The sequence below is a fragment of the Allokutzneria oryzae genome (assembly GCF_042429765.1).
In the GTDB taxonomy this organism is placed as follows: domain Bacteria; phylum Actinomycetota; class Actinomycetes; order Mycobacteriales; family Pseudonocardiaceae; genus Allokutzneria; species Allokutzneria oryzae.
Genome location: NZ_JBHLZU010000027.1, coordinates 541,226 through 560,590, shown reverse-complemented (window position 1 = coordinate 560,590; position 19,365 = coordinate 541,226). Strand labels below are relative to the sequence as shown.

The following is a 19,365-nucleotide window of genomic DNA, read 5'->3' as shown; positions in this document are numbered from 1 at the left end:
ACCACTGCCATCACTCGAATGGAGCAGCGCGAAGAAACGGCGCTGGTCAGCCCGGAGACCCCCGGGTTACTCCATCTGCCCGAACGGTCCGGCCAGCCCCGCGCGAAAACACCGCGACAGGGCGGGTTAACCTTGAGAAAAGGCGCTGATCCGGCCATCACCGGGGAGCCTCCGGAAGAACAGGGCGCCTCGGCGCCCCCAGTAGAACCGGACGGGTGGGCCCGTCACAGCCTTGCCAAGAGTGGCCCCGCCGCACGCGGGGCAAGCGGGGTGGTACCGCGGAGCCCGCCGGAGACGGCGCCTTCGTCCCCGCGGTTTGTGCGAGCGAGACGAACCGCGAGGAGCGCGACCCGTGGCCTACCCGAAGGCGACAGCCGACCCCGACAGCACCGGTGGCGTGCCGTCGCAGCCGTCCTTCCCCGAGCTGGAGAAGCACGTCCTGGCGTACTGGGAGTCCGACCGGACCTTCCAGGCCAGCATCGACGCGCGCGAGGCGGGGGTCAACGGCGCGAACGAGTACGTCTTCTACGACGGCCCGCCCTTCGCCAACGGCCTGCCCCACTACGGCCACCTGCTCACCGGCTACGCCAAGGACGTCATCCCGCGCTACCAGACCATGCGGGGCCGCCGGGTCGAGCGGCGCTTCGGCTGGGACACCCACGGCCTGCCCGCGGAGCTGGAGGCCGAGCGGCAGCTGGGCATCACCGACAAGTCCCAGATCGACGAGATGGGCATCGCCGCGTTCAACGCCGCCTGTCGCGAGTCGGTGCTGCGCTACACCGGCGAGTGGCGGGAGTACGTCACCCGGCAGGCGCGCTGGGTGGACTTCGACAACGACTACAAGACCCTCGACGTCAGCTACATGGAGTCCGTGCTCTGGGCCTTCAAGCAGCTGTGGGACAAGGGTTACGTCTACCAGGGCCACCGCGTCCTGCCGTACTGCTGGCGGGACGAGACGCCGCTGTCCAACCACGAGCTGCGGATGGACGACGACGTCTACAAGAGCCGCCAGGACCCGGCGGTCACCGTCGGGTTCCGCCTGGCGGGCAACGACTCCGCGCTCGACGGCGCGCACGTGCTGATCTGGACCACGACGCCGTGGACGCTGCCGTCGAACCTCGCCGTCGCCGTGCACCCCGAGGTCGACTACGTCGTGGTCAAGGCCTCCGAAGACTCGCTTGCGGGGTCGGGCGTCGACGCTGACGGAGGGCGGTTCCTGCTGGCGGAGGCCAGGGTCGCCGCCTACGCGAAGGAGCTCGGCGAGTCCCCCGAGGTCCTCTCCCGGCACACCGGCGCTGAGCTGCTCGGCGTGCGCTACGACCCGCCGTTCCCGTACTTCGCGGGCCACGAGGGCGCGCACCGCGTGCTGTCCGCGGACTACGTCACCACCGAGGACGGCACCGGTGTCGTGCACATCGCGCCCGCCTACGGTGAGGAGGACAAGGCGGTCACCGACGCGGCCGGCATCACGCCGGTCACGCCCGTGGACGCCAAGGGCCGCTTCACCTCCGAGGTCCCCGACTACGCGGGCCAGCAGGTCTTCGACGCGAACCCGAACATCATCAAGGACCTCAAGAACGGCACCGGCGCCACGGCCTCGCAGGGCGCGGTGCTGCTGCGGCACGAGACCTACGAGCACCCGTACCCGCACTGCTGGCGCTGCCGAAACCCGCTGATCTACCGCGCGGTGTCGTCCTGGTTCGTCAAGGTCACCGCGTTCAAGGACCGGATGGTCGAGCTGAACCAGGAGATCACCTGGTACCCCGAGCACATCAAGGACGGGCAGTTCGGCAAGTGGCTGTCCAACGCGCGCGACTGGTCGATCTCGCGGAACCGGTACTGGGGAACGCCGATCCCGGTGTGGGTCTCTGACGACCCCGCCCACCCGCGCACGGACGTCTACGGCTCGCTGGACGAGCTGGAGCGCGACTTCGGCGTGCGGCTGACCGACCTGCACCGCCCGTTCATCGACGAGCTGACCCGGCCGAACCCGGACGACCCGACGGGGAAGTCCACCATGCGCCGGGTGCCCGACGTGCTGGACGTGTGGTTCGACTCGGGGTCGATGCCCTTCGCACAGGTGCACTACCCGTTCGAGAACGCGGACTGGTTCGAGCACCACTACCCCGGTGACTTCATCGTGGAGTACATCGGCCAGACCCGCGGCTGGTTCTACCTGCTGCACGTGCTGGCAACGGCGCTGTTCGACCGGCCCGCGTTCCGCACCTGCGTCTCGCACGGCATCGTGCTGGGCTCCGACGGCCAGAAGATGTCGAAGTCGCTGCGCAACTACCCGGACGTCACCGAGGTCTTCGACCGCGACGGCTCGGACGCCATGCGCTGGTACCTCATGGCGAGCCCGATCCTGCGCGGCGGCAACCTGGTCGTCACCGACCGAGGCATCCGCGACTCGGTGCGCCAGGCCGTGCTGCCGCTGTGGAACTCCTACTACTTCCTCAGCCTGTACGCGAACGCGGCGGGCGTGGAGGGCAAGTGGCGCACGGACTCCACCAACGTGCTCGACCGCTACGTGCTGGCCAAGACCAACGAGCTCGTCGCGGACGTGGGGCGCGGTCTGGACACCTACGACGTCGCGGGCGCGTGCCAGTCGGTGCGCGAGTTCCTCGAGGTGCTGACGAACTGGTACGTGCGCCGCTCGCGGGACCGGTTCTGGGCGGGCGAGCAGGACGCGGTCGACACGCTGCACACGGTGCTGGAGGTGACCTGCCGGGTCATCGCGCCGCTGCTGCCGCTGACGGCGGAGTCGGTGTGGCGCGGCCTGACCGGCGAGCGTTCGGTGCACCTGACCGACTGGCCCGCCTCGGACGAGCTGCCCGCTGACGACGCCCTGGTGACGGCGATGGACCGGGTGCGCCAGGTGTGCTCCTCGGCCTCGTCGCTGCGCAAGGCCAACAAGCTGCGCGTGCGGCTGCCGCTGGCCCGCCTGCTCGTAGCGGCCGAAGACGTCGCGGCGCTCGGGGACTTCGTCGACATCATCCGCGACGAGGTCAACGTCAAGGCGGTCGAGCTGGACACCGACGTGGCCACCCACGGCGCGTTCGAGGTCGCGGTCAACGCCCGTGCGGCGGGCCCGCGCCTCGGCAAGGACGTGCAGAAGGTGATCAAGGCGGTCAAGGCGGGCGAGTGGAGCACCGCCGACAACGGCGCAGTGGTCGCGGCCGGGATCGAGCTGCTGGACACCGAGTACGAGCGGCGGCTGGTGGCCAAGGACTCCGGCGCGGCGGCGGAGCTGCCCGGCGGCTCCGGCCTGGTGCTGCTGGACACCGAGGTGACCAAGGAGCTTGCCGACGAGGGCGTCGCCCGTGACCTGGTGCGGCTCGTGCAGCAGGCGCGGCGGGAGGCGGACTTCGAGGTCTCCGACCGGATCTCGCTGACCGTGGACGCGCCCGCCGACGTGGTCGAGGCGGTCAAGGCGCACGAGTCCTTCGTGGCCTCGGAAACCCTTGCCACGTCGGTGTCCTACGCCGCGACCGACGGATTCGCCGGCACCGTCGGCGACAGCGTCAAGGTGACCGTGGCGGTCGCCAAGCAGTAGCTGTTCCGGTTGGCCCACAACGCTTTTATGGAGAAGGCGTTGTGGGCCTTCCGCGTTTCTGTGTCGTCCGTTCGCGGTGGATACGGCGCCGATAAAGGACGTTCCTACGGTGCGCCCATGCGAAAAATCCACACGGTCCTGGCTGCGGCCGTCCTGCTGCTGCTCAGTACCGCGACCGCGAACGCGGCGACCGCACAGCCATGGAACTTCAGCATCCCCGGCGCCGGCGGCTCCGGCACGGTGGGGACGGAGGGCGGAGTCGCCACGGCGACGGGAACGCTGACCGTCACCGACCCGGACCCGTCGCTCTGCTTCTTCCTCCAGGTCGGCACTCCGTGGTGGGGGCCGTTGAAGGGCCACGACTGGACGTCCTCCCAGCGCCAGTGCGGCCCCGGTACCCGGCAGGTCACCGCCACCGTCAAGGACCCCGGCTACGGCCCGCCGACCGCGCGGCTGTGCAGTGACGTCGACAAGTGCGACCGCCTGGCGTTCAGCAACCACACCGTGCCCGCCGAGGTGCGCTCCGGCGTGGACGTGATCAGCGCGGGTGACACGTTCAGCCTGGCGCTCAAGAACGGCAAGGTCACCGCGTGGGGCACCAACCGGTACGGCCAGACGGACCTGCCTCAGGAGACCGCCTCCGGGGTCTCGGCGATCAGCGCGGGCGCCAACGTCGCGCTGGCCCTCAAGGGCGGCAAGGTCCTCGCTTGGGGGCTGCCGGAGTACACGAAGGTGCCTGCGGAGGCACGGTCAGGGGTGAGCGCCATCGCCGCGGGCGGCGTGCACGGACTGGCGCTGAAGAACGGGAAGGTCATCGCCTGGGGCGCCACCCACAGCGGCCAGACGGACGTGCCCGCGGAGGCGCGCTCGGGTGTCTCGGCCATCGCGGCGGGCGGGAACATCAGCGCGGCGGTGAAGAACGGCAAGGTCATCGTCTGGGGTCACACCAAGGAGAACGGCGTGAAGGACGTGCCCGCCGAGGCGCTGTCCGGTGTGAGCGCGATCTCCGTGGGCGAGACGAACGTGCTGGCGCTCAAGGACGGCAAGGTGATCGCCTGGGGCAGTGACGTCGGCGGGCTCAACGACGTCCCCGAGGCGGCGCGGTCCGGGGTGCGGGCCCCGGTGGCCGGGCCCTTCTGCAACTACGCGCACAAGGGCGACGCCGTGCTCGGCTGGGGCACCATCGGCGCCCTGTGCGCGGTCCCGGAGCGGGCCGCGTCCGGGGTCACCGGGTTCAGCGCCGGGCGGGTGCACAACCTCGTGCTGAAGGGCGGCGAGGTCTTCATGTGGGGCCAACTGGTGCCGTGACCGAGGCGCGGTAGGTTCGCCTGAGACGAGCAACCGGAAGGAGGGCGAGGTGGACGAACACGGTGACCTCGCCCTGCCCGGCCCGGGCGCGGACGTCGCGTCCTGGCCGACGGGGCGGCTGCTGTCGGTGGCGGCGCGAATGGTCGAACACCGCTGGCACGCCTACTTGGAACAGCACAACCTCACCCACGCCGGGCTGATCGCGTTGCACGGCCTGGAGCGGGAGCCGCTGACACAGCGCCAGCTGGCCACGGCCTGCCGGGTGACCGACCAGACCATGAGCCGCACGACCGAGCGACTGGAGCGGGCCGGTTATGTGCGGCGCGAGCAGGACAGCCGGGACCGCAGACGCACGACGGTGACGATCACCGACGCGGGCCGCCAGGTCCTGGCACAGGCCCGCGAGGCGGAGCGGGAGTCCGAGGCGCTGCTCGGCTCCCTCGGCGACTACGAGAACTTCCGCCGCGAGCTGGTCCACCTCATCGAGCTCGTCGGGCCCTCCACCGACCGGTGAGGCGCGTCGGTCAGGTCCGCCTCGGCGGTGCGGGCTTCGCGGTGCTGGTCACTGTGACGGTTCTGGCGCGCCGCGCCGCCTCGCGAGCACGCCGCTGACGACCACGGCGACCGTGCCGAGCAGCAGCACGCTCACCGGGCCGATGTAGACCCGTGCGGAGAGCCAGAAGACGTCCAGCTGCTCGAACTGCTCCGCGGTCAGGACCTGGAACCCCGCCTGGTAGTCGAGCGTCCACTGTGGCCACCACGCCACCACGAGGTACACAGCGCCGGTGAGCGCCAACAGGGCGCTGCGTTCGACCACGGCGTAGGCCGTCAGCACCGCGAAGAGCACGAGCATGAACCCGTCGATCGGCCGCAGCGTCACCGCGACGACGCTCATCCCGAGCACACCCACGAGCCCCCACAGCTGGTTCCTCCGGTAGAGGTACAGGCCAACGCAGACCAACAGCACACCGGCGACGACAAAGCCCATGGCGACCGCGATGTCGTTGTAGGACAAGGCCTTCACCGCTGTCACGACAACGAGGAAGAGGTAGAAGCCCAGCGGCCAGAGCCAGGCGCTCCCCCGCCGGGTCCACCAGTGGCAGACGGCGGCGACCGCGAACACCAGCGCCGCCAGGCCGAGGTAGCTCCATTCCAGCGGATGCACGTAGCTGTCCTCAGTGCCGCCGAAGACGTCCAGGTTCAGCACGGCCCACCACAGGCCGCTCTCCTGCCGGCTCGGCGGAACGGGTTGGCTGAAGTCGTGCAACCCCGGGATGTTGCGCAGCAGCGCGTAGGCCACCAGGGCGAGCGCCGCGGTCAGCGGGGGGATCCAGGTCAGGGGCCGGGCTCCTCGGTTCACCCGCTCACCGTAGTTGGCGGCGCATGTGCTCCGGCAGCACGCACGCGTTCGCGGCGAGCGTCTCGATGAACGCGCCGGTCAACGGGTCGGGGGCGCCTCGGGTGTACGCGGCGAGGGCACGCCGGATCGGCGGCTCCGGGCGCAGGACGTGGCCGTCGAAATGCGGTGGGATCACGTTGGCCGGTGCCAGGGTCGGCCCCAGCCCGGCGGCGGCCAGGATCGGCGCCGCTGCGGTCTGCTCCGTCCGCACGGCGGCGCGGGGCTGGAACCCGACCGCCGCGCAGCTCTGGTCGAGCACGGTGGCGAGCCCGTGCCCCGGCGCGTAGTGCACCCAGCTCCGCTCGGCGAGCGCGTCCAGCCGGACCCGGTCGGCGCCGTCCACCGCGCACGGGTCGTCCGGCGGGACGACCACCACGAACTCCTCCTCGCCGATCGTCCTGACCGGGCCGTCCCACTCCGAGGGCACCGGCCCCACGGCGATGTCGGCCTCACCGGTGGACATCGCCTCGCGGAGCTCGTCGGCGTGCCGGTGCTCGAAGAGCCTGATGTGGACGTCCGGGTACTCCTTGCGCCACGCCCGCAGCACCGGCGGGAGCACACCGAGGCTGACCGAGTGGAGCGTGGCGAGCTGGAGCTCGCCGCATTCCAGCCCGGAAGCCTGCCGCGCGGCGCAGCGCCCCCGTTCCGCCGCCGCGAGCGCGGCCCTGGCGTGCGGCAGCATCGCGCGGCCCATCGGCGTCGGCCGCACCATCCGGGGCAGCCGCTCCAGCAACGGGCCGCCGACCGCCCGCTCCAGCGCCCGGACCTGATGGGACAGCGCGGGCTGGGTCACGTGCAGCAGCTCCGCGGCGCGGGTGAACGACCCCTCGTCCACCACCGTGACCAGGTACTCCAGCTGACGCAGGCTCGGCATGAACACATCTTATGACTTTGATGAGAACGAAGCCTTGGACTTATCAGTGGTGGTCGGCGCAGGGTTGTGCCATGAGCAACGAACGCAAGGTCGCCCTCGTGGTCGGCGCCAACGGCGTCATCGGCCGCAACCTCGTCGAGCACCTGTCCACGCTGCCGGAGTGGGAGGTCATCGGGCTGTCGCGGCGCGGCGGCACGGACTCCGACCGGGTCCGGCACGTCGCGGTCGACCTGCTCGACGCCGAGGACACCAGGGCGCGGCTGAGCGGGCTCACCGAGGTCACGCACGTCTTCTACGCCGCCTACCAGGACCGGCCGAGCTGGGCGGAGCTGGTGCCGCCGAACCTGGCGATGCTGGTCAACGTGGTGGACGCGATCGAGCCGGTGGCCGAGAACCTGGCGCACGTCAGCCTGATGCAGGGCTACAAGGTCTACGGCGCGCACCTCGGCCCGTTCAAGACCCCGGCACGCGAGGACGACGCCGGGCACATGCCGCCGGAGTTCAACGTCGACCAGCAGCAGTTCCTGGAGCGGCGGCAGCTGGGCAAGCGCTGGACCTGGTCGGCGCTCCGGCCTTCTGTGGTCGCCGGGTTCGCGCTGGGCAACCCGATGAACCTGGCCATGGTGATCGCGGTCTACGCGTCGATCTCCAAGCAGCTGGGGCTGCCGCTGCGCTTCCCCGGCAAGCCAGGGGCCTACGACTCCCTGCTGGAGATGACCGACGCGGGACTGCTCGCCAGGGCGACGGTGTGGGCGGCGACCGACCCCCGCTGCGCGAACCAGGCGTACAACATCAACAACGGCGACCTGTTCCGGTGGAGCGAGATGTGGCCGAAGATCGCCGCGTTCTTCGAGCTGGAGGTCGCGCCCCCGCTGCCGATGTCGCTGGAGGTGGTGATGGCCGACAAGGAGCCGCTGTGGGAGGCCATGGTCGCCGAGCACGGCCTGGAACCGCACTCCTACTCCGAGGTCTCCTCGTGGGGCTTCGGCGACTTCGTCTTCTCCTGGGACTACGACATGTTCGCCGACGGCTCGAAGGCGCGGCGGGCGGGCTTCCACGAGTTCGTCGACACCGAGGCGATGTTCCTGGACATCTTCGCGGACCTGCGGAAGCGGAAGGTCATCCCCTGACCCTTCGAACCGCCGTACCACCGCTCGACCGGACTCCGGCAGAGTGCTGGGGACGCCCCGTCCCTAGGAGAGAACTTGGTACCTCACAAGGCATTAAGCGTCGCGCTGGGGGTCGCGCTGCTGGTTCCGACCGGTGGCGCCGCCTCCGCGGCCGAGCCACCGGCGGGCGGCATGCCCGGTGTCGCGGTGCCGGTGCTGGCCTGGGCCGACTGCGGCAAGGGCTTCCAGTGCGCCACCGCCCAGGTCCCGCTGGACTACCGCAGACCGGGCGCGGGCACGATCGGGCTCTCGGTGCTGCGCAAGCCCGCCGCCGACCCGGCCCGCCGCATCGGCTCGCTGTTCGTCAACCCCGGCGGCCCCGGCGGCTCGGCCGTGAGCACCGCGCGGTCGCTGGCCACCACCGGCCCCGCCGAGCTGCGCGAGCGCTTCGACATCGTCGGCTTCGACCCGCGTGGCGTCGCGGCCAGCGGCGCGGTGCGCTGTCAGGACCCCAAGACCTACGGCGCGGCTTGGGCGAGCGCCACCACCCGTCCCGACAAGGACGCCTTCCCCCGGGCCGTCCACAGTGGACGCGAGTTCGCCCAGGCGTGCCAACGGGAAAGCGGTGGCCTGCTGCCCTACATCGGCACCGAGTACGTGGCCCGGGACATGGACCTGCTGCGCGCGGCCGTGGGTGACCGCAAGCTCAGCTACCTGGGCTTCTCGTTCGGAACCTACATCGGCACGGTGTACGCGAGCCTGTTCCCACGGCGCACGCGCGCGCTCGCGCTGGACGGCGCCTACGACCCGAACCACTACGCGAACCAGCCCTACTCCTACGACATCACGCAGTTCGACGCGGTCGACGCGACCTTGAAACGGTTCTTCACGTGGTGCGCGGCGACTCCGGCGAAATGCGCGTTCGGCAACGGCAAGCCGGAAGCCGCATTCACCGAGCTGCAAGCCGCGCTGGACGCGAACCCGGCCAATGGAGCCAATGGAGCGACGATGACACTTGCGGTCGTTTTCGCGCTCAACGGCGGGAAATCGACCTGGGTCCGCCTAGCCGACAACCTGGTGAAGGCGCAGCAGCGCACCGGTCCACTGATGAAACCCGCCGACGCCAACACGGAGTTCTTCGCGGCGAACGTCGCGGTGGAGTGCGCGGACCGCGCGTTCCCGAAGAGCATGTCGTTGCTGCGCGAGCGGTTGGCCTACGCGGCGCGGAAAGCACCACTGGCGGGGCCCGCGCTCGCCTACGCACCGCCGAACTACGACCACGCCCATGCGACCGCGTGCGTCCAGTGGCCCGCAGAGCAGCGCAGCCGCTACGCCGGACCGTTCCACGCGTGGGGCTCCGCGCCGATCCTCGTGGTCGGCACGACCGGCGACCCGGACACGCCGTACCGCGACTCGGTGGCGCTGTCGCGAACGCTGGTCAACTCGCGTCTGCTGACCTTCGACGGTGAGGGCCACACCGGCTTCCAGCACAGCCCCTGCGCGAAGTCGGCGATCACGAGCTACCTCACCGACCTCCGCCTCCCCCGGCCCGGCGCCGTCTGCTCCGACGACGTCACGCCCGGATAGCGCGAATCGTTACCAAGAATAGGCCAAAAAGAACACTCGCATCTTTCGCAAAAGTTGCTTCGCTTCACCCCGAAGAATTCCAGGCATATTCCACGGTCGCCGCTTTTTTCCTCGCGGAACACTTCCCAGCACGGGTCTTTATCGTGCAAGAATCCCGCGACCGACTCGAAGGGATGATCCGTGCGCAACTCCAGGAAATGGGCGGCGACCGTCCTGCCCTTGATGATCACCTCAGCGGTGCTCGCCGTGGCCCCGTCCGCGTCAGCGGCCCCGGCCGGTGCCGCCGCGTGCACCAGTCACAGGTGGTCCGCCAAGGACTCCAACTGGGGCACCACGAAGGACAACACCGGGGGGCCGATCCGCTCCGGCCCGCACAGCTCCTGCAGCGTGGTGATCTGGCCGACCATCCACACCAAGCTCTTCTACCACTGCTACGTGCGCAACGAGGCGGGCAACACCTGGACCCACGTCCGGCCCGACCAGCCCAACGGCACCACCCTGCAAGGCTGGGTCTACGACGGCAACCTCGACGACGGCGGCTCCTTGAAGCCCTGCTGAACTGCTTCAGGGCCGGTGGGACAACGACCTCGGTAGCTCGAAGCCGCCATCGGCGTTGAGCGGGAAGTCGTGCACACCGACGACGAGCGCCACCGGCAGCTCCCCGTACAGGTGCGGGAACCACGGGCCGCCGGGGGCGTCGCCGTCGCCCGGCTCCCACCGCAGCGGGACGACCACCGTTGCCGGGTCCACCTCCAGCAGCACCAGGTCGGTGCGGCCCGGGAACAGCGCGTTCGCCGGGAGGTGCACCGTCCCCGGGTCGGAGAAGTGGATGAACCCGACCTCGTCGAGCGAGGGGTGCCGGTAGACGCCGCGCTCCAGCGCGGCGTCCCAGTCGGCCCTCGGGCAGAAGTGCAGGATCACTTCTTCCGCTTCTCGCGCACCCGGACCGAGACCCGGACCGGGCTGCCGGTGAAGCTGAAGCTCTCCCGGAGCTTGCGCTCGATGAACCTGCGGTAGCCCGCCTCCAGGAAGCCGGAGGTGAACAGCACGAAGGTCGGCGGCCTGGTGCCCGCCTGGGTGCCGAAGAGGATCTTGGGCTGCTTGCCGGAGCGCACCGGCGGCGGGGTGGCCGCGGTCAGGTCGGACAGCCAGGTGTTCAGCTGGCCGGTCGGCACCCGGTAGTCCCAGGAGTTCAGCGCGGTGCGCAGCGCGGGCGCCAGCTTGGCGACGGCGCGGCCGGTGCGGGCCGAGACGTTGATCCGCTCCGCCCACGGGATGCGGGCCAGGTCGCGGTCCATCTCCTTGGCCAGCTGGAGCCTGCGGTCCTCGTCGACCAGGTCCCACTTGTTGAACGCCACCACCAGGGCGCGCCCGGACTCGGCGACCATGGTGATCACGCGCTGGTCCTGCTCGGTGATCGGCTTGCTGGCGTCCAGCAGCACGATGCCCACCTCGGCGGACTCGATCGCAGCCTGGGTGCGCAGCGAGGCGTAGTACTCCGCGCCCTGCGCGTGGTTGACCCGGCGGCGCAGGCCCGCGGTGTCGACGAAGCGCCACACCTGCCCGTCCAGCTCCACCAGCGAGTCGACCGGGTCCACCGTGGTGCCCGCGACGTCGTGGACGACCGAGCGCTCCTCGCCGACCAGCTTGTTGAGCAGGCTGGACTTGCCCACGTTGGGCTTGCCGACCAGGGCGACGCGGCGCGGTCCGCCGGTGCCGCCGAACGCCTCGCGCGGGGTCTCCGGCAGCACCTCCAGGATCTTGTCGAGCAGGTCACCGGAGCTGCGGCCGTGCAGCGCGCTGACCGCGTACGGCTCACCGAGGCCGAGCGACCACAGCGAGGCCACCTCGGCCATCAGCCGCTGGTCGTCGACCTTGTTGGCCACCAGCAGCACCGGCCGCTTGGAGCGCCGGAGCACCCGGGCGACGGCCTCGTCCGTGCTGGTCGCGCCCACCGTGGCGTCCACGACCACGAGAATGGCGTCGGCGGTCTTCATCGCGAACTCCGCCTGCAGCGCCACCGCCGCCTGCAACCCCTTGGCGTCCGGCTCCCACCCACCGGTGTCCACGACGGTGAAGCGGCGTCCGCTCCACAGCGCGTCGTAGGAGACCCGGTCGCGGGTCACGCCGGGCACGTCCTGCACGACGGCTTCCCGCCTGCCGAGGATGCGGTTCACCAGGGTGGACTTGCCGACGTTCGGCCGGCCGACGATCGCCAGCACCGGCTGCGGCGGCTCCGCCGCGTTGTCGGATCCCGCCTCGGCCGCGGCGTCGATCGCCGCCCAGTCCGCCTCGTCGGTCCACGTGCCGTCCAAGCCGGTCACGCCCGTTCCCCTTTCGCCTTCTTCGGTGCGCCGAGCCCGCCGGCGCGAAGCCGGTCCAGCTCGGTGACGAGCTCGGAGAGCTCGGAGCGCACCCGTTCGGTCGCGGCGGCGAGCACCACCCGACCCTTGCCCATCGGCACCGCGAACGGCTCGCCGACCAGCACATCCACCCTCGGGCGGAAGCGCCTGCGCGAGCCCGGGGGCCGCCGGATCCCCCGACAGGCCACCGGCAGCACCAGTGCCTCTCCGGAGCGGGCCAGCCAGGCGGCGCCGTGCTGTGCCTGGGCGACCTCTCCGGTGCCCCTGGTGCCCTCCGGGAACACGGCGACCACCCCACCGGAGCGCAGCAGGCGCACAGCGGTGAGCAGCGGCGTGCGGTCCGGCGTGCCGCGCCGCACCGGCAGCTGACCGAGGCGACGCAGGAACCGGCCGAGCAGGCCGCGGTAGTTCTCGTGTTTGACCAGGAAGACCGAACGCCGCCCCACGACGCAGAACAGCACGGGGCCGTCCAGGAACGCGGTGTGGTTGGACACCAGGACCAGCGGGCCGGTCCGCGGGATCAGCTCCCTGCGGTGGACCCGCAGCCTGAATGGTACGTGCACGACCGCCGAGCCCAGACGGCGGCAGGCATCGTGGAACAGCGGCCACGCGCCCTGCGGCAGCCCGCTGGCCTTGCTGGGCTCGCCCACGGTGCTCACCCGGCCCGTTGCGGAGCCGAGGGCAACCCGCGGAGCTCGGCCAGCTCCAGCAGCCGCGCCAGCACCCCGTCGATGTCCAGCTCGGTGGTGTCGACCTCGACCGCGTCCTCGGCCTGCCGCAGCGGCGAGACCGCGCGGGTGGAGTCGTAGCGGTCGCGGCGCTGCACGTCGGCCAGCGTCGCGTCCACAGTGGACGTCCGGCCGGATGCGGTGTCCTGCGCGGTGCGGCGCCGGGCGCGGGCCTCGGCCGAGGCGGTGAGGTAGATCTTCAGCGGCGCGTCCGGGGCGACGGTGGTGCCGATGTCGCGGCCCTCCACGACGATGCCCAGCCCCGCGGCGGCAGCGTCGGCGATGATCGCCCGCTGCTGGCCGACCAGCAGCTCGCGCACCCGGCCGACCGCCGAGACCGGCGAGACGGCCGTGGTGACCTCCTGACCGCGGATCTCCGCGGCCACGTCGTCGCCGTCCAGGCGCACCGTCGGCGCGGTGGGCTCGGTGCCGATCTCCAGCCGCGCCCGCTCGGCGACCTCGGTGACCTTGGCGGCGTCGGTCGGGTCGATCCCGGCGCGCAGCACGGCGAGCGTCACCGCGCGGTACATCGCCCCGGTGTCCAGGTAGCGGGCGCCGATGGCAACCGCGAGCCTCCTGGACACGGTGGACTTGCCGGTGCCGGAGGGGCCGTCCATCGCAACGACTCCAGGCGCCTCGTGTCCCACTGCCCAGTCCTCCTCACACCGCCACCACGTCGCCGACATTCTGCCCCGTCCCCCCACCACCGCCATTCGCGGGCTTATGGACGCCTCCGGCGCGCGAAGGAGGTCCATAAGCCCGCGAATGGCGGTCGGCGGAGCGGGGTGAGGGGGTTAGAGCTTGCGGGCGAGGGTCACGCCGTCGCGGACGGGGAGCATCACCGAGTCGACGCGGTCGTCCTCCACGACGATCCGGTTCATCCGGCGCATGGCGATGTCGCCCTCGTCGGTGGAGGAGTCGTCCAGCACCCTGCCGTCGCGCAGGACGTTGTCCAGCACGATGAGGCCGCCGGGGCGCAGCCGGGGCACCAGCTCCGCGTAGTAGTCGGGGTAGCCGACCTTGTCTGCGTCGATGAAGGCCATGTCGAGCACCGGGTCGGCGGGCAGGGCGCGCAGGGTCTCCAGCGCGGGCGCGATCCGCAGCTCGATGCGGTCGGCGACGCCCGCGCGCTCCCAGTACTTCCTGGCGACGGCGGTCCACTCCTCGCTCACGTCGCAGGCCAGCAGGTGGCCGTCGGTGGGAAGGCCGCGCGCGATGCAGATCGAGGAGTAGCCGGTGAACACGCCGACCTCGACCACTCTTCGCGCGCCGATGAGGCGGACGAGCATGGTCAGGAACTCCCCCTCGTCGTGGGAGATCTGCATCACCGAGGCGTCGGGCAGCGTGGCCCTGGTCTCCTCGGCGAGCTCGCGCAGCAGGTCGTCGGCCGGGGTGCAGTTCTCCAGCAGGTAGTCGCTGACGGCAGGGTCGATGATCTTCACAGGGGTCCTCCAGGGGAACTAAGTGTCGATTATCCTAGACACTTTTCTTGCCTTGGTGGCGGGATTCCCCGACGCTTGCGGGATGGACGAGAAACCGCTGGTACTGCGCTCACCGGAGCAGTTCAAGGCGCTCGGGCACCCGCTGCGGCACCGCCTGCTGACCATGCTGCGGCAACGCCCGGCCACCCTCGCCCAGCTGACCGAGGCGCTCGGCTCGACCAAGGGCACCGTCGGCTACCACGTGCGCGTGCTCCAGGAGGCCGGACTGCTGCGACTGTCCGGCACGCGCACCGTCCGCGGCGGCACCGAGCAGTACTACGCGCCGGTGGGTTCCGGACTGCGGGTGCACGCCGACGCCGAACCGGGTATGGGAACCCGCGTGATGATCAGCACGGCGCTGGAGGAGATGCTGCCCAGCGCGCCAGGGCAACCGGAGCTGACGGTGCTCCGGCACCTGCGGATCAGCCCGGAGCGGGCGGGCGAGCTGGTGGGGCTGGTCGAGCGGCTGGGCCGCGAGGCCACCCCGCCCGACGAGCCGGACGGGCTGGCGTACACGCTGCTGCTGAGCCTGCACCGAGCGGACGTCCCGGCACTGCCGCCGGAACCCGCTGATTCGGAATTTTCCGATAATTCAGACACTTGTGAGCGCAAAGGTTAGGGTGGAAAACGTGCATGTCGAGGTCACGCCGCTCCCGGGAATCGGCACCCGCCAGGACTTCCAGACCCGTTCCGGACGCCGGATCGGCATCGTCAGCTACCGGGACGGCCGGTTCGAGCTGATCATCTCCAAGACCGACGACCCGGACGCCTGCGTGGCCTCCATCCCGCTCAGTCCCGAGGAGATCAACACCCTCGCCAACCTGCTCGGCGCGCCGCAGCTGGTCAACCACCTGGAGCGGCAGCACACCGAGGTCGGCGGGATCTCCACGACGCAGCTGCCGATCACCCCGGCCTCGCCCTTCGACGGCCGCACCCTCGGCGACACCGAGCTGCGCACCCGCACCGGCGTGTCCGTGGTCGCGGTGATGCGCGGGGCCGCCGCACACCCCTCCCCCACTCCCGACTTCCGGTTCCTCGGTGGTGACCTCCTCGTCGTGGTGGGCACTCCCGACGGCATCGCCAAGGCAGCAGACCGGCTCGACAGAGGCTGAGGTACCTGGGTGCACAACGTCGCACTGTCCCTGATCGAACTCGGCGCGGTCTTCTTCGGCCTCGGTCTGCTCGGCAGACTTGCCTGGAAGATCGGGATCTCGCCCATCCCGCTCTACCTGGTCGGCGGCCTGGCCTTCGGCCACGGCGGCGTGCTGCCGCTGGACGGCATCGAGGGCTTCACCGAGATCTCCGCCGAGCTCGGCGTCGTGCTGCTGCTGCTCTTACTCGGGCTGGAGTACTCGGCCGCCGAGCTGGTCACCGGGCTGCGCCGGTCCTGGTCGGCGGGGCTGATCGACCTGGTGCTCAACGCGCTGCCGGGCGCGCTGGTCGCGCTGATGCTGGGCTGGGGCCCGGTCGGCGCGCTGGTGATGGCCGGCGTCACCTACATCTCCTCCTCCGGCATCGTCGCGAAGGTCCTCGGCGACCTGGGCCGGCTGGGCAACCGGGAGACCCCGGTCATCCTGTCGGTGCTGGTCTTCGAGGACCTGGCGATGGCGGTCTACCTGCCGATCCTCACCGCGCTGCTGGCCGGGGTGAGTTTCGTGGGCGGCCTCACCACCGTCGGCATCGCCCTGGTCACCGTGACCGTGGTGCTGGTGGTGGCGCTGCGCTTCGGCCGCTACGTCTCCGCGCTGGTGGACTCCCCCGAGCCCGAGGTGTTCCTGCTGCGCGTGCTCGGCGCGGCGCTGCTGGTCGCGGGCATCGCCTCGCAGCTGCAGGTCTCGGCGGCGGTCGGCGCGTTCCTGCTCGGCATCGCGATCTCCGGCTCGACCGCGGAGAACGCCACCCGGATGCTGGAGCCGCTGCGCGACCTGTTCGCCGCGGTCTTCTTCGTCGTCTTCGGTCTCAACACCGATCCCAAGGACATCCCGCCGGTGCTCGGCGTCGCGGTCGCGCTGGCGCTGGTCACCACCGCCACGAAGATGGCGACCGGCTGGTTCGCGGCGAAGATGCAGGGCATCGCCCGCCTCGGCCGCCTGCGCGCGGGCGCCGCGCTGGTGGCGCGCGGCGAGTTCTCGATCGTGATCGCGGGCCTCGCGGTCGCCAGCGGCGCCGTCGACCAGGGCCTTGCCCCGCTGGCGACGGCCTACGTGCTGCTGATGGCGGTCTTCGGCCCGGTCGCGGCCCGAGTGGTCGAACCGATGGCCCGCTGGGCGTGGTCCGTGCGCCAGCGCCGCCTCGCCGGCGTGGAGTCCTGACCGCGCCCCCGGCGCCCCTGACCCGGCGGCACGCGTCGAGCGAGTCGCCGGGTCAGGCGCCCCTTCGTCCCGCATTGTGGGTGGCTGTCGGCGGCGTCAGGCAAGATGCCCGGCATGCGTGCTGTTACTGGGTTGTTCGTCGGGGCGCTCGTCGTCCTGGCCGGGTGTGCTCCCATCGAGGAGCAGGCGCCCGCCGCCTCTGGTCCCGCCACCGCCGGCGTGGGTGACTGCGGCAAGCAGGCGTTGCGCACCAGGACGCCGGGGAAGATCACCTTCGGCACCGACCAGCCGGTGTACGAACCGTGGTTCTCCGGCGACGCCCCGGCCAACGGCAAGGGGTTCGAGTCCGCCGTCGCCTACGCCGTCGCCGGGAAGCTGGGCTACACCAAGGCCGAGGTGGAGTGGGTGCGGGTGCCGTTCAACGCCGCCATCCAGCCGGGGCCGAAGACCTTCGACGCCAACCTGAACGAGTTCTCCATCACCGAGGAGCGGCGCAGAGCGGTCGACTTCTCCACCCCGTACTACGACGTGACCCAGGCCGTGGTCGCGCTCAAGGACTCCCCCGCCGCCAAGGCCACCACCGTCGCCGCGCTCAAGGACCTCAAGCTCGGCGCGCAGGTCGGGACCACCAGCTACGACGCGGCGGCGAAGCAGGTCCAGCCGACGCAGCAGGTCGCCGTCTACAACACCAACGACGAGGCCAAGCTGGCGCTGCAGAACGGCCAGGTGCAGGCGATCGTGGTGGACCTGGCGACCGCGTTCTACATCACCTCCGCGGAGCTGAAGGACGCCGTCATCGTCGGCCAGCTGCCCGCGAGCGGCGGCAAGTCCGAGCAGTTCGGCATCGTGCTCGACAAGGGCAGCTCGCTGACCAGGTGCGTCTCCGCCGCCGTTGACGCGCTGCGCGCCGACGGCACGCTGGTCGCCGCCGAGCAGCAGTGGCTCACCGACGCGGGCAAGGCGCCCAAGCTGACGTGAGCGACGGTATCCGGGCACTGAGCCCGCTCCAGGTGGAACGCCTGGCGTACAAGCGTTCCCGCGCACGAAGGTCCACACTGGTCGCGCTCGTGTCCACTGTGGTCTTCGCGGCCGCCGCATGGCTGACGATCACCAACGCGCCCGGCTGGCCACGGGTCCGGGAGTCCTTCTTCGACCTCGAAGCGGCGAAGAGCTCGCTGCCCGCGGTGCTGGAGGGCTTGTGGCTCAACGTCCGCGTGCTCGTGGTGTGCGCCGTCCTGATCCTGGTGATCGGGCTGGGCATCGCCGCGCTGCGCACGCTGCGCGGGCCGGTGTGGTTCCCGCTGCGCGCGCTGGCGACCGGCTACGTGGACCTGTTCCGGGGTCTGCCGCTGATCATCTGCCTGTACCTGGTGGGCTTCGGCCTGCCGGGGCTGCGGATCTCCGGGGTGCCCACCGATCCCGTCGTGCTCGGCGCGATCGCGCTGGTGCTCATCTACTCCTCCTACGTGGCGGAGGTCTTCCGCGCGGGCATCGAGTCGGTTCACCCGTCGCAACGCGCCTCGGCGCGGTCGCTCGGGCTGACGCACGCGCAGACGATGCGCATCGTGGTGCTGCCACAGGCGGTGCGGCGCGTGCTGCCCCCGCTGCTCAACGACTTCGTCGCGCTGCAGAAGGACTGCGGGCTGATCTCGGTGCTGGGCGCCGTCGACGCGGTTCGCGCGGCGCAGATCGAGTCGGCCAGCTCCTACAACTTCACCCCGTACGTCGTGGCTGGGCTGCTGTTCGTGGTGCTCGCGGTGCCCTCCGGCCGGGTGGCGGACTGGGTGTCCCGGCGCGCGGCGCGGCGGCAGAACGCGGGAGGGACCCTGTGACCGGCAAGCCAGTGCTCCAGGTGCGCGACCTGGTGAAGCGCTACGGCACGCACACGGTGCTCAACGGCATCGACCTGGACGTCGCCGAGCACGAGGTGGTCGTGCTGATCGGCTCGTCCGGCTCCGGCAAGTCCACGCTGCTGCGGTGCGTGAACCTGTTGGAGGAGCTGGACGACGGCCAGATCGTGCTCGACGGCGTCGACATCTCCGACCCGCGGGCGAACCCCGACCACGCGCGGCGGAACATGGGCATCGTCTTCCAGGCGTTCAACCTGTTCCCCCACCTGAACGTGCTCGACAACGTCACGCTCGCGCCGAAGGTGGTGCACAAGGTCCCCGAGGCGCAGGCCCGCGACCGGGCGGTGGAGCTGCTGGCGAAGGTCGGCCTCGCGGACAAGGCGCAGGCGTACCCCGACCGGCTCTCCGGCGGCCAGCAGCAGCGGGTGGCGATCGCGCGCGCCCTCGCCTACGACCCGAGGCTGCTGCTGCTCGACGAGATCACCAGCGCGCTGGACCCCGAGCTCGTCGGCGAGGTGCTCGCCCTGGTGCGCGAGCTCGCGGCGGGCGGCACGACGCTGCTGATGGCAACGCACGAGATGGGCTTCGCCAAGCAGGTCGCCGACCGGGTCTGCTTCCTCGACGGCGGCGCGCTCATCGAGTCCGGCCCGCCGTCGCAGATCCTGGAGGACCCGCGACATCCACGCACACAACAGTTCCTGTCCAGGATCATCCAAGCAGGACGGTTGTAGCGAAGGCGACACCGCCTGTGGGGGTGCTGAATCCCTTGCGGAGGGGGAGGATCGCAGCGTCAGCTCA

19 protein-coding genes are annotated in these 19,365 nt (G+C 70.9%); 12 read left to right on the top strand and 7 right to left on the bottom strand.

The annotated features are described in order from the left end of the window. Nucleotides 1-352 precede the first annotated feature (352 nt). The 3 genes from ileS (at nt 353) to ACFFQA_RS32850 (ending at nt 5,378) form a co-directional block, all read left to right on the top strand. Complete coding sequence (gene ileS / locus ACFFQA_RS32860) at nt 353-3,556, top strand: isoleucine--tRNA ligase (RefSeq protein WP_377860735.1); 3,204 nt, start codon at nt 353-355, stop codon at nt 3,554-3,556. A gap of 117 nt (nt 3,557-3,673) precedes the next feature. Then, nucleotides 3,674-4,864 (top strand): RCC1 domain-containing protein, encoded by a 1,191-nt coding sequence (locus tag ACFFQA_RS32855; RefSeq protein ID WP_377860733.1) that lies wholly within the window; start codon nt 3,674-3,676, stop codon nt 4,862-4,864. Between the two features lie 49 nt (nt 4,865-4,913). After that, nucleotides 4,914-5,378, top strand: a complete 465-nt coding sequence (locus ACFFQA_RS32850) for a MarR family winged helix-turn-helix transcriptional regulator (RefSeq protein WP_377860731.1) — start codon at nt 4,914-4,916, stop codon at nt 5,376-5,378. Between the two features lie 48 nt (nt 5,379-5,426). Here the strand turns inward: ACFFQA_RS32850 and ACFFQA_RS32845 are convergent, their stop codons facing one another. Both ACFFQA_RS32845 and ACFFQA_RS32840 read right to left on the bottom strand, forming a co-directional pair. Next, entirely contained in the window at nt 5,427-6,224 is a 798-nt protein-coding gene (locus tag ACFFQA_RS32845; RefSeq protein WP_377860730.1) for a hypothetical protein, read from the bottom strand. Nucleotides 6,225-6,228: 4 nt separating this feature from the next. Continuing rightward, nucleotides 6,229-7,137 (bottom strand): LysR family transcriptional regulator, encoded by a 909-nt coding sequence (locus ACFFQA_RS32840; protein WP_377860728.1) that lies wholly within the window; start codon nt 7,135-7,137, stop codon nt 6,229-6,231. Between the two features lie 71 nt (nt 7,138-7,208). Here ACFFQA_RS32840 and ACFFQA_RS32835 point away from each other — a divergent pair, with 71 nt between their 5' ends. From ACFFQA_RS32835 to ACFFQA_RS32825, 3 genes are all read left to right on the top strand, one after another. After that, the gene (locus ACFFQA_RS32835; RefSeq protein ID WP_377860726.1) at nt 7,209-8,267 is read left to right on the top strand and encodes an SDR family oxidoreductase; all 1,059 of its coding nucleotides are present in this window, start codon (nt 7,209-7,211) and stop codon (nt 8,265-8,267) included. Between the two features lie 75 nt (nt 8,268-8,342). Continuing rightward, on the top strand, nt 8,343-9,833 hold the full coding sequence (locus ACFFQA_RS32830) for an alpha/beta hydrolase (protein ID WP_377860724.1): 1,491 nt from the start codon (nt 8,343-8,345) through the stop codon (nt 9,831-9,833). A gap of 180 nt (nt 9,834-10,013) precedes the next feature. After that, nucleotides 10,014-10,391: a hypothetical protein gene (locus tag ACFFQA_RS32825; RefSeq protein WP_377860722.1), complete on the top strand. Its 378-nt coding sequence runs from the start codon at nt 10,014-10,016 to the stop codon at nt 10,389-10,391. Between the two features lie 6 nt (nt 10,392-10,397). On the opposite strand, the gene ACFFQA_RS32820 is transcribed toward ACFFQA_RS32825, so the two are convergent. From ACFFQA_RS32820 to ACFFQA_RS32800, 5 genes are all read right to left on the bottom strand, one after another. Further along, nucleotides 10,398-10,754, bottom strand: coding sequence for a DUF952 domain-containing protein (locus tag ACFFQA_RS32820; protein WP_377860720.1), 357 nt, complete (start codon nt 10,752-10,754; stop codon nt 10,398-10,400). Further along, nucleotides 10,751-12,157 carry a ribosome biogenesis GTPase Der gene (gene der, locus ACFFQA_RS32815; protein ID WP_377860718.1) on the bottom strand — a complete coding sequence of 469 codons (1,407 nt, stop codon included), beginning with the start codon at nt 12,155-12,157 and terminating at the stop codon, nt 10,751-10,753. The genes ACFFQA_RS32820 and der overlap by 4 nt, the downstream gene beginning before the upstream one ends. Then, nucleotides 12,154-12,846 carry a lysophospholipid acyltransferase family protein gene (locus ACFFQA_RS32810; protein WP_377860716.1) on the bottom strand — a complete coding sequence of 231 codons (693 nt, stop codon included), beginning with the start codon at nt 12,844-12,846 and terminating at the stop codon, nt 12,154-12,156. The genes der and ACFFQA_RS32810 overlap by 4 nt, the downstream gene beginning before the upstream one ends. Before the next feature lie 5 nt (nt 12,847-12,851). After that, complete coding sequence (cmk, locus tag ACFFQA_RS32805) at nt 12,852-13,541, bottom strand: (d)CMP kinase (RefSeq protein ID WP_377860714.1); 690 nt, start codon at nt 13,539-13,541, stop codon at nt 12,852-12,854. 177 nt (nt 13,542-13,718) lie between these two features. Continuing rightward, a complete protein-coding gene (locus ACFFQA_RS32800; protein ID WP_377860713.1) occupies nt 13,719-14,366 on the bottom strand; it encodes an O-methyltransferase in 648 nt (215 codons plus the stop codon). 82 nt (nt 14,367-14,448) lie between these two features. On the opposite strand from ACFFQA_RS32800, the gene ACFFQA_RS32795 reads away from it, so the two are divergent. From ACFFQA_RS32795 to ACFFQA_RS32770, 6 genes are all read left to right on the top strand, one after another. Then, nucleotides 14,449-15,024, top strand: a complete 576-nt coding sequence (locus tag ACFFQA_RS32795; protein ID WP_377860711.1) for a helix-turn-helix domain-containing protein — start codon at nt 14,449-14,451, stop codon at nt 15,022-15,024. A 10-nt stretch (nt 15,025-15,034) separates the two neighbouring features. Further along, complete coding sequence (locus tag ACFFQA_RS32790) at nt 15,035-15,517, top strand: cation:proton antiporter regulatory subunit (RefSeq protein WP_377860709.1); 483 nt, start codon at nt 15,035-15,037, stop codon at nt 15,515-15,517. Nucleotides 15,518-15,526: 9 nt separating this feature from the next. Beyond that, nucleotides 15,527-16,717, top strand: a complete 1,191-nt coding sequence (locus ACFFQA_RS32785) for a cation:proton antiporter (RefSeq protein ID WP_377860707.1) — start codon at nt 15,527-15,529, stop codon at nt 16,715-16,717. A 114-nt stretch (nt 16,718-16,831) separates the two neighbouring features. Further along, complete coding sequence (locus ACFFQA_RS32780; protein WP_377860705.1) at nt 16,832-17,695, top strand: ABC transporter substrate-binding protein; 864 nt, start codon at nt 16,832-16,834, stop codon at nt 17,693-17,695. Continuing rightward, nucleotides 17,692-18,549, top strand: a complete 858-nt coding sequence (locus ACFFQA_RS32775; protein WP_377860703.1) for an amino acid ABC transporter permease — start codon at nt 17,692-17,694, stop codon at nt 18,547-18,549. The genes ACFFQA_RS32780 and ACFFQA_RS32775 overlap by 4 nt, the downstream gene beginning before the upstream one ends. Next, the gene (locus ACFFQA_RS32770; protein WP_377860701.1) at nt 18,546-19,298 is read left to right on the top strand and encodes an amino acid ABC transporter ATP-binding protein; all 753 of its coding nucleotides are present in this window, start codon (nt 18,546-18,548) and stop codon (nt 19,296-19,298) included. The genes ACFFQA_RS32775 and ACFFQA_RS32770 overlap by 4 nt, the downstream gene beginning before the upstream one ends. Nucleotides 19,299-19,365 lie beyond the last annotated feature (67 nt).

What these genes read in the sequence shown, in the direction of transcription:
- ACFFQA_RS32780 (WP_377860705.1), top strand. Translation starts at nt 16,832, where the DNA reads ATGCGTGCTGTTACTGGGTTGTTCGTCGGGGCGCTCGTCGTCCTGGCC.
- ACFFQA_RS32835 (WP_377860726.1), top strand. Translation starts at nt 7,209, where the DNA reads ATGAGCAACGAACGCAAGGTCGCCCTCGTGGTCGGCGCCAACGGCGTC.
- cmk (WP_377860714.1), bottom strand. Translation starts at nt 13,541, where the DNA reads ATGGACGGCCCCTCCGGCACCGGCAAGTCCACCGTGTCCAGGAGGCTC.
- ACFFQA_RS32855 (WP_377860733.1), top strand. Translation starts at nt 3,674, where the DNA reads ATGCGAAAAATCCACACGGTCCTGGCTGCGGCCGTCCTGCTGCTGCTC.
- ACFFQA_RS32840 (WP_377860728.1), bottom strand. Translation starts at nt 7,137, where the DNA reads ATGCCGAGCCTGCGTCAGCTGGAGTACCTGGTCACGGTGGTGGACGAG.
- ACFFQA_RS32795 (WP_377860711.1), top strand. Translation starts at nt 14,449, where the DNA reads ATGGACGAGAAACCGCTGGTACTGCGCTCACCGGAGCAGTTCAAGGCG.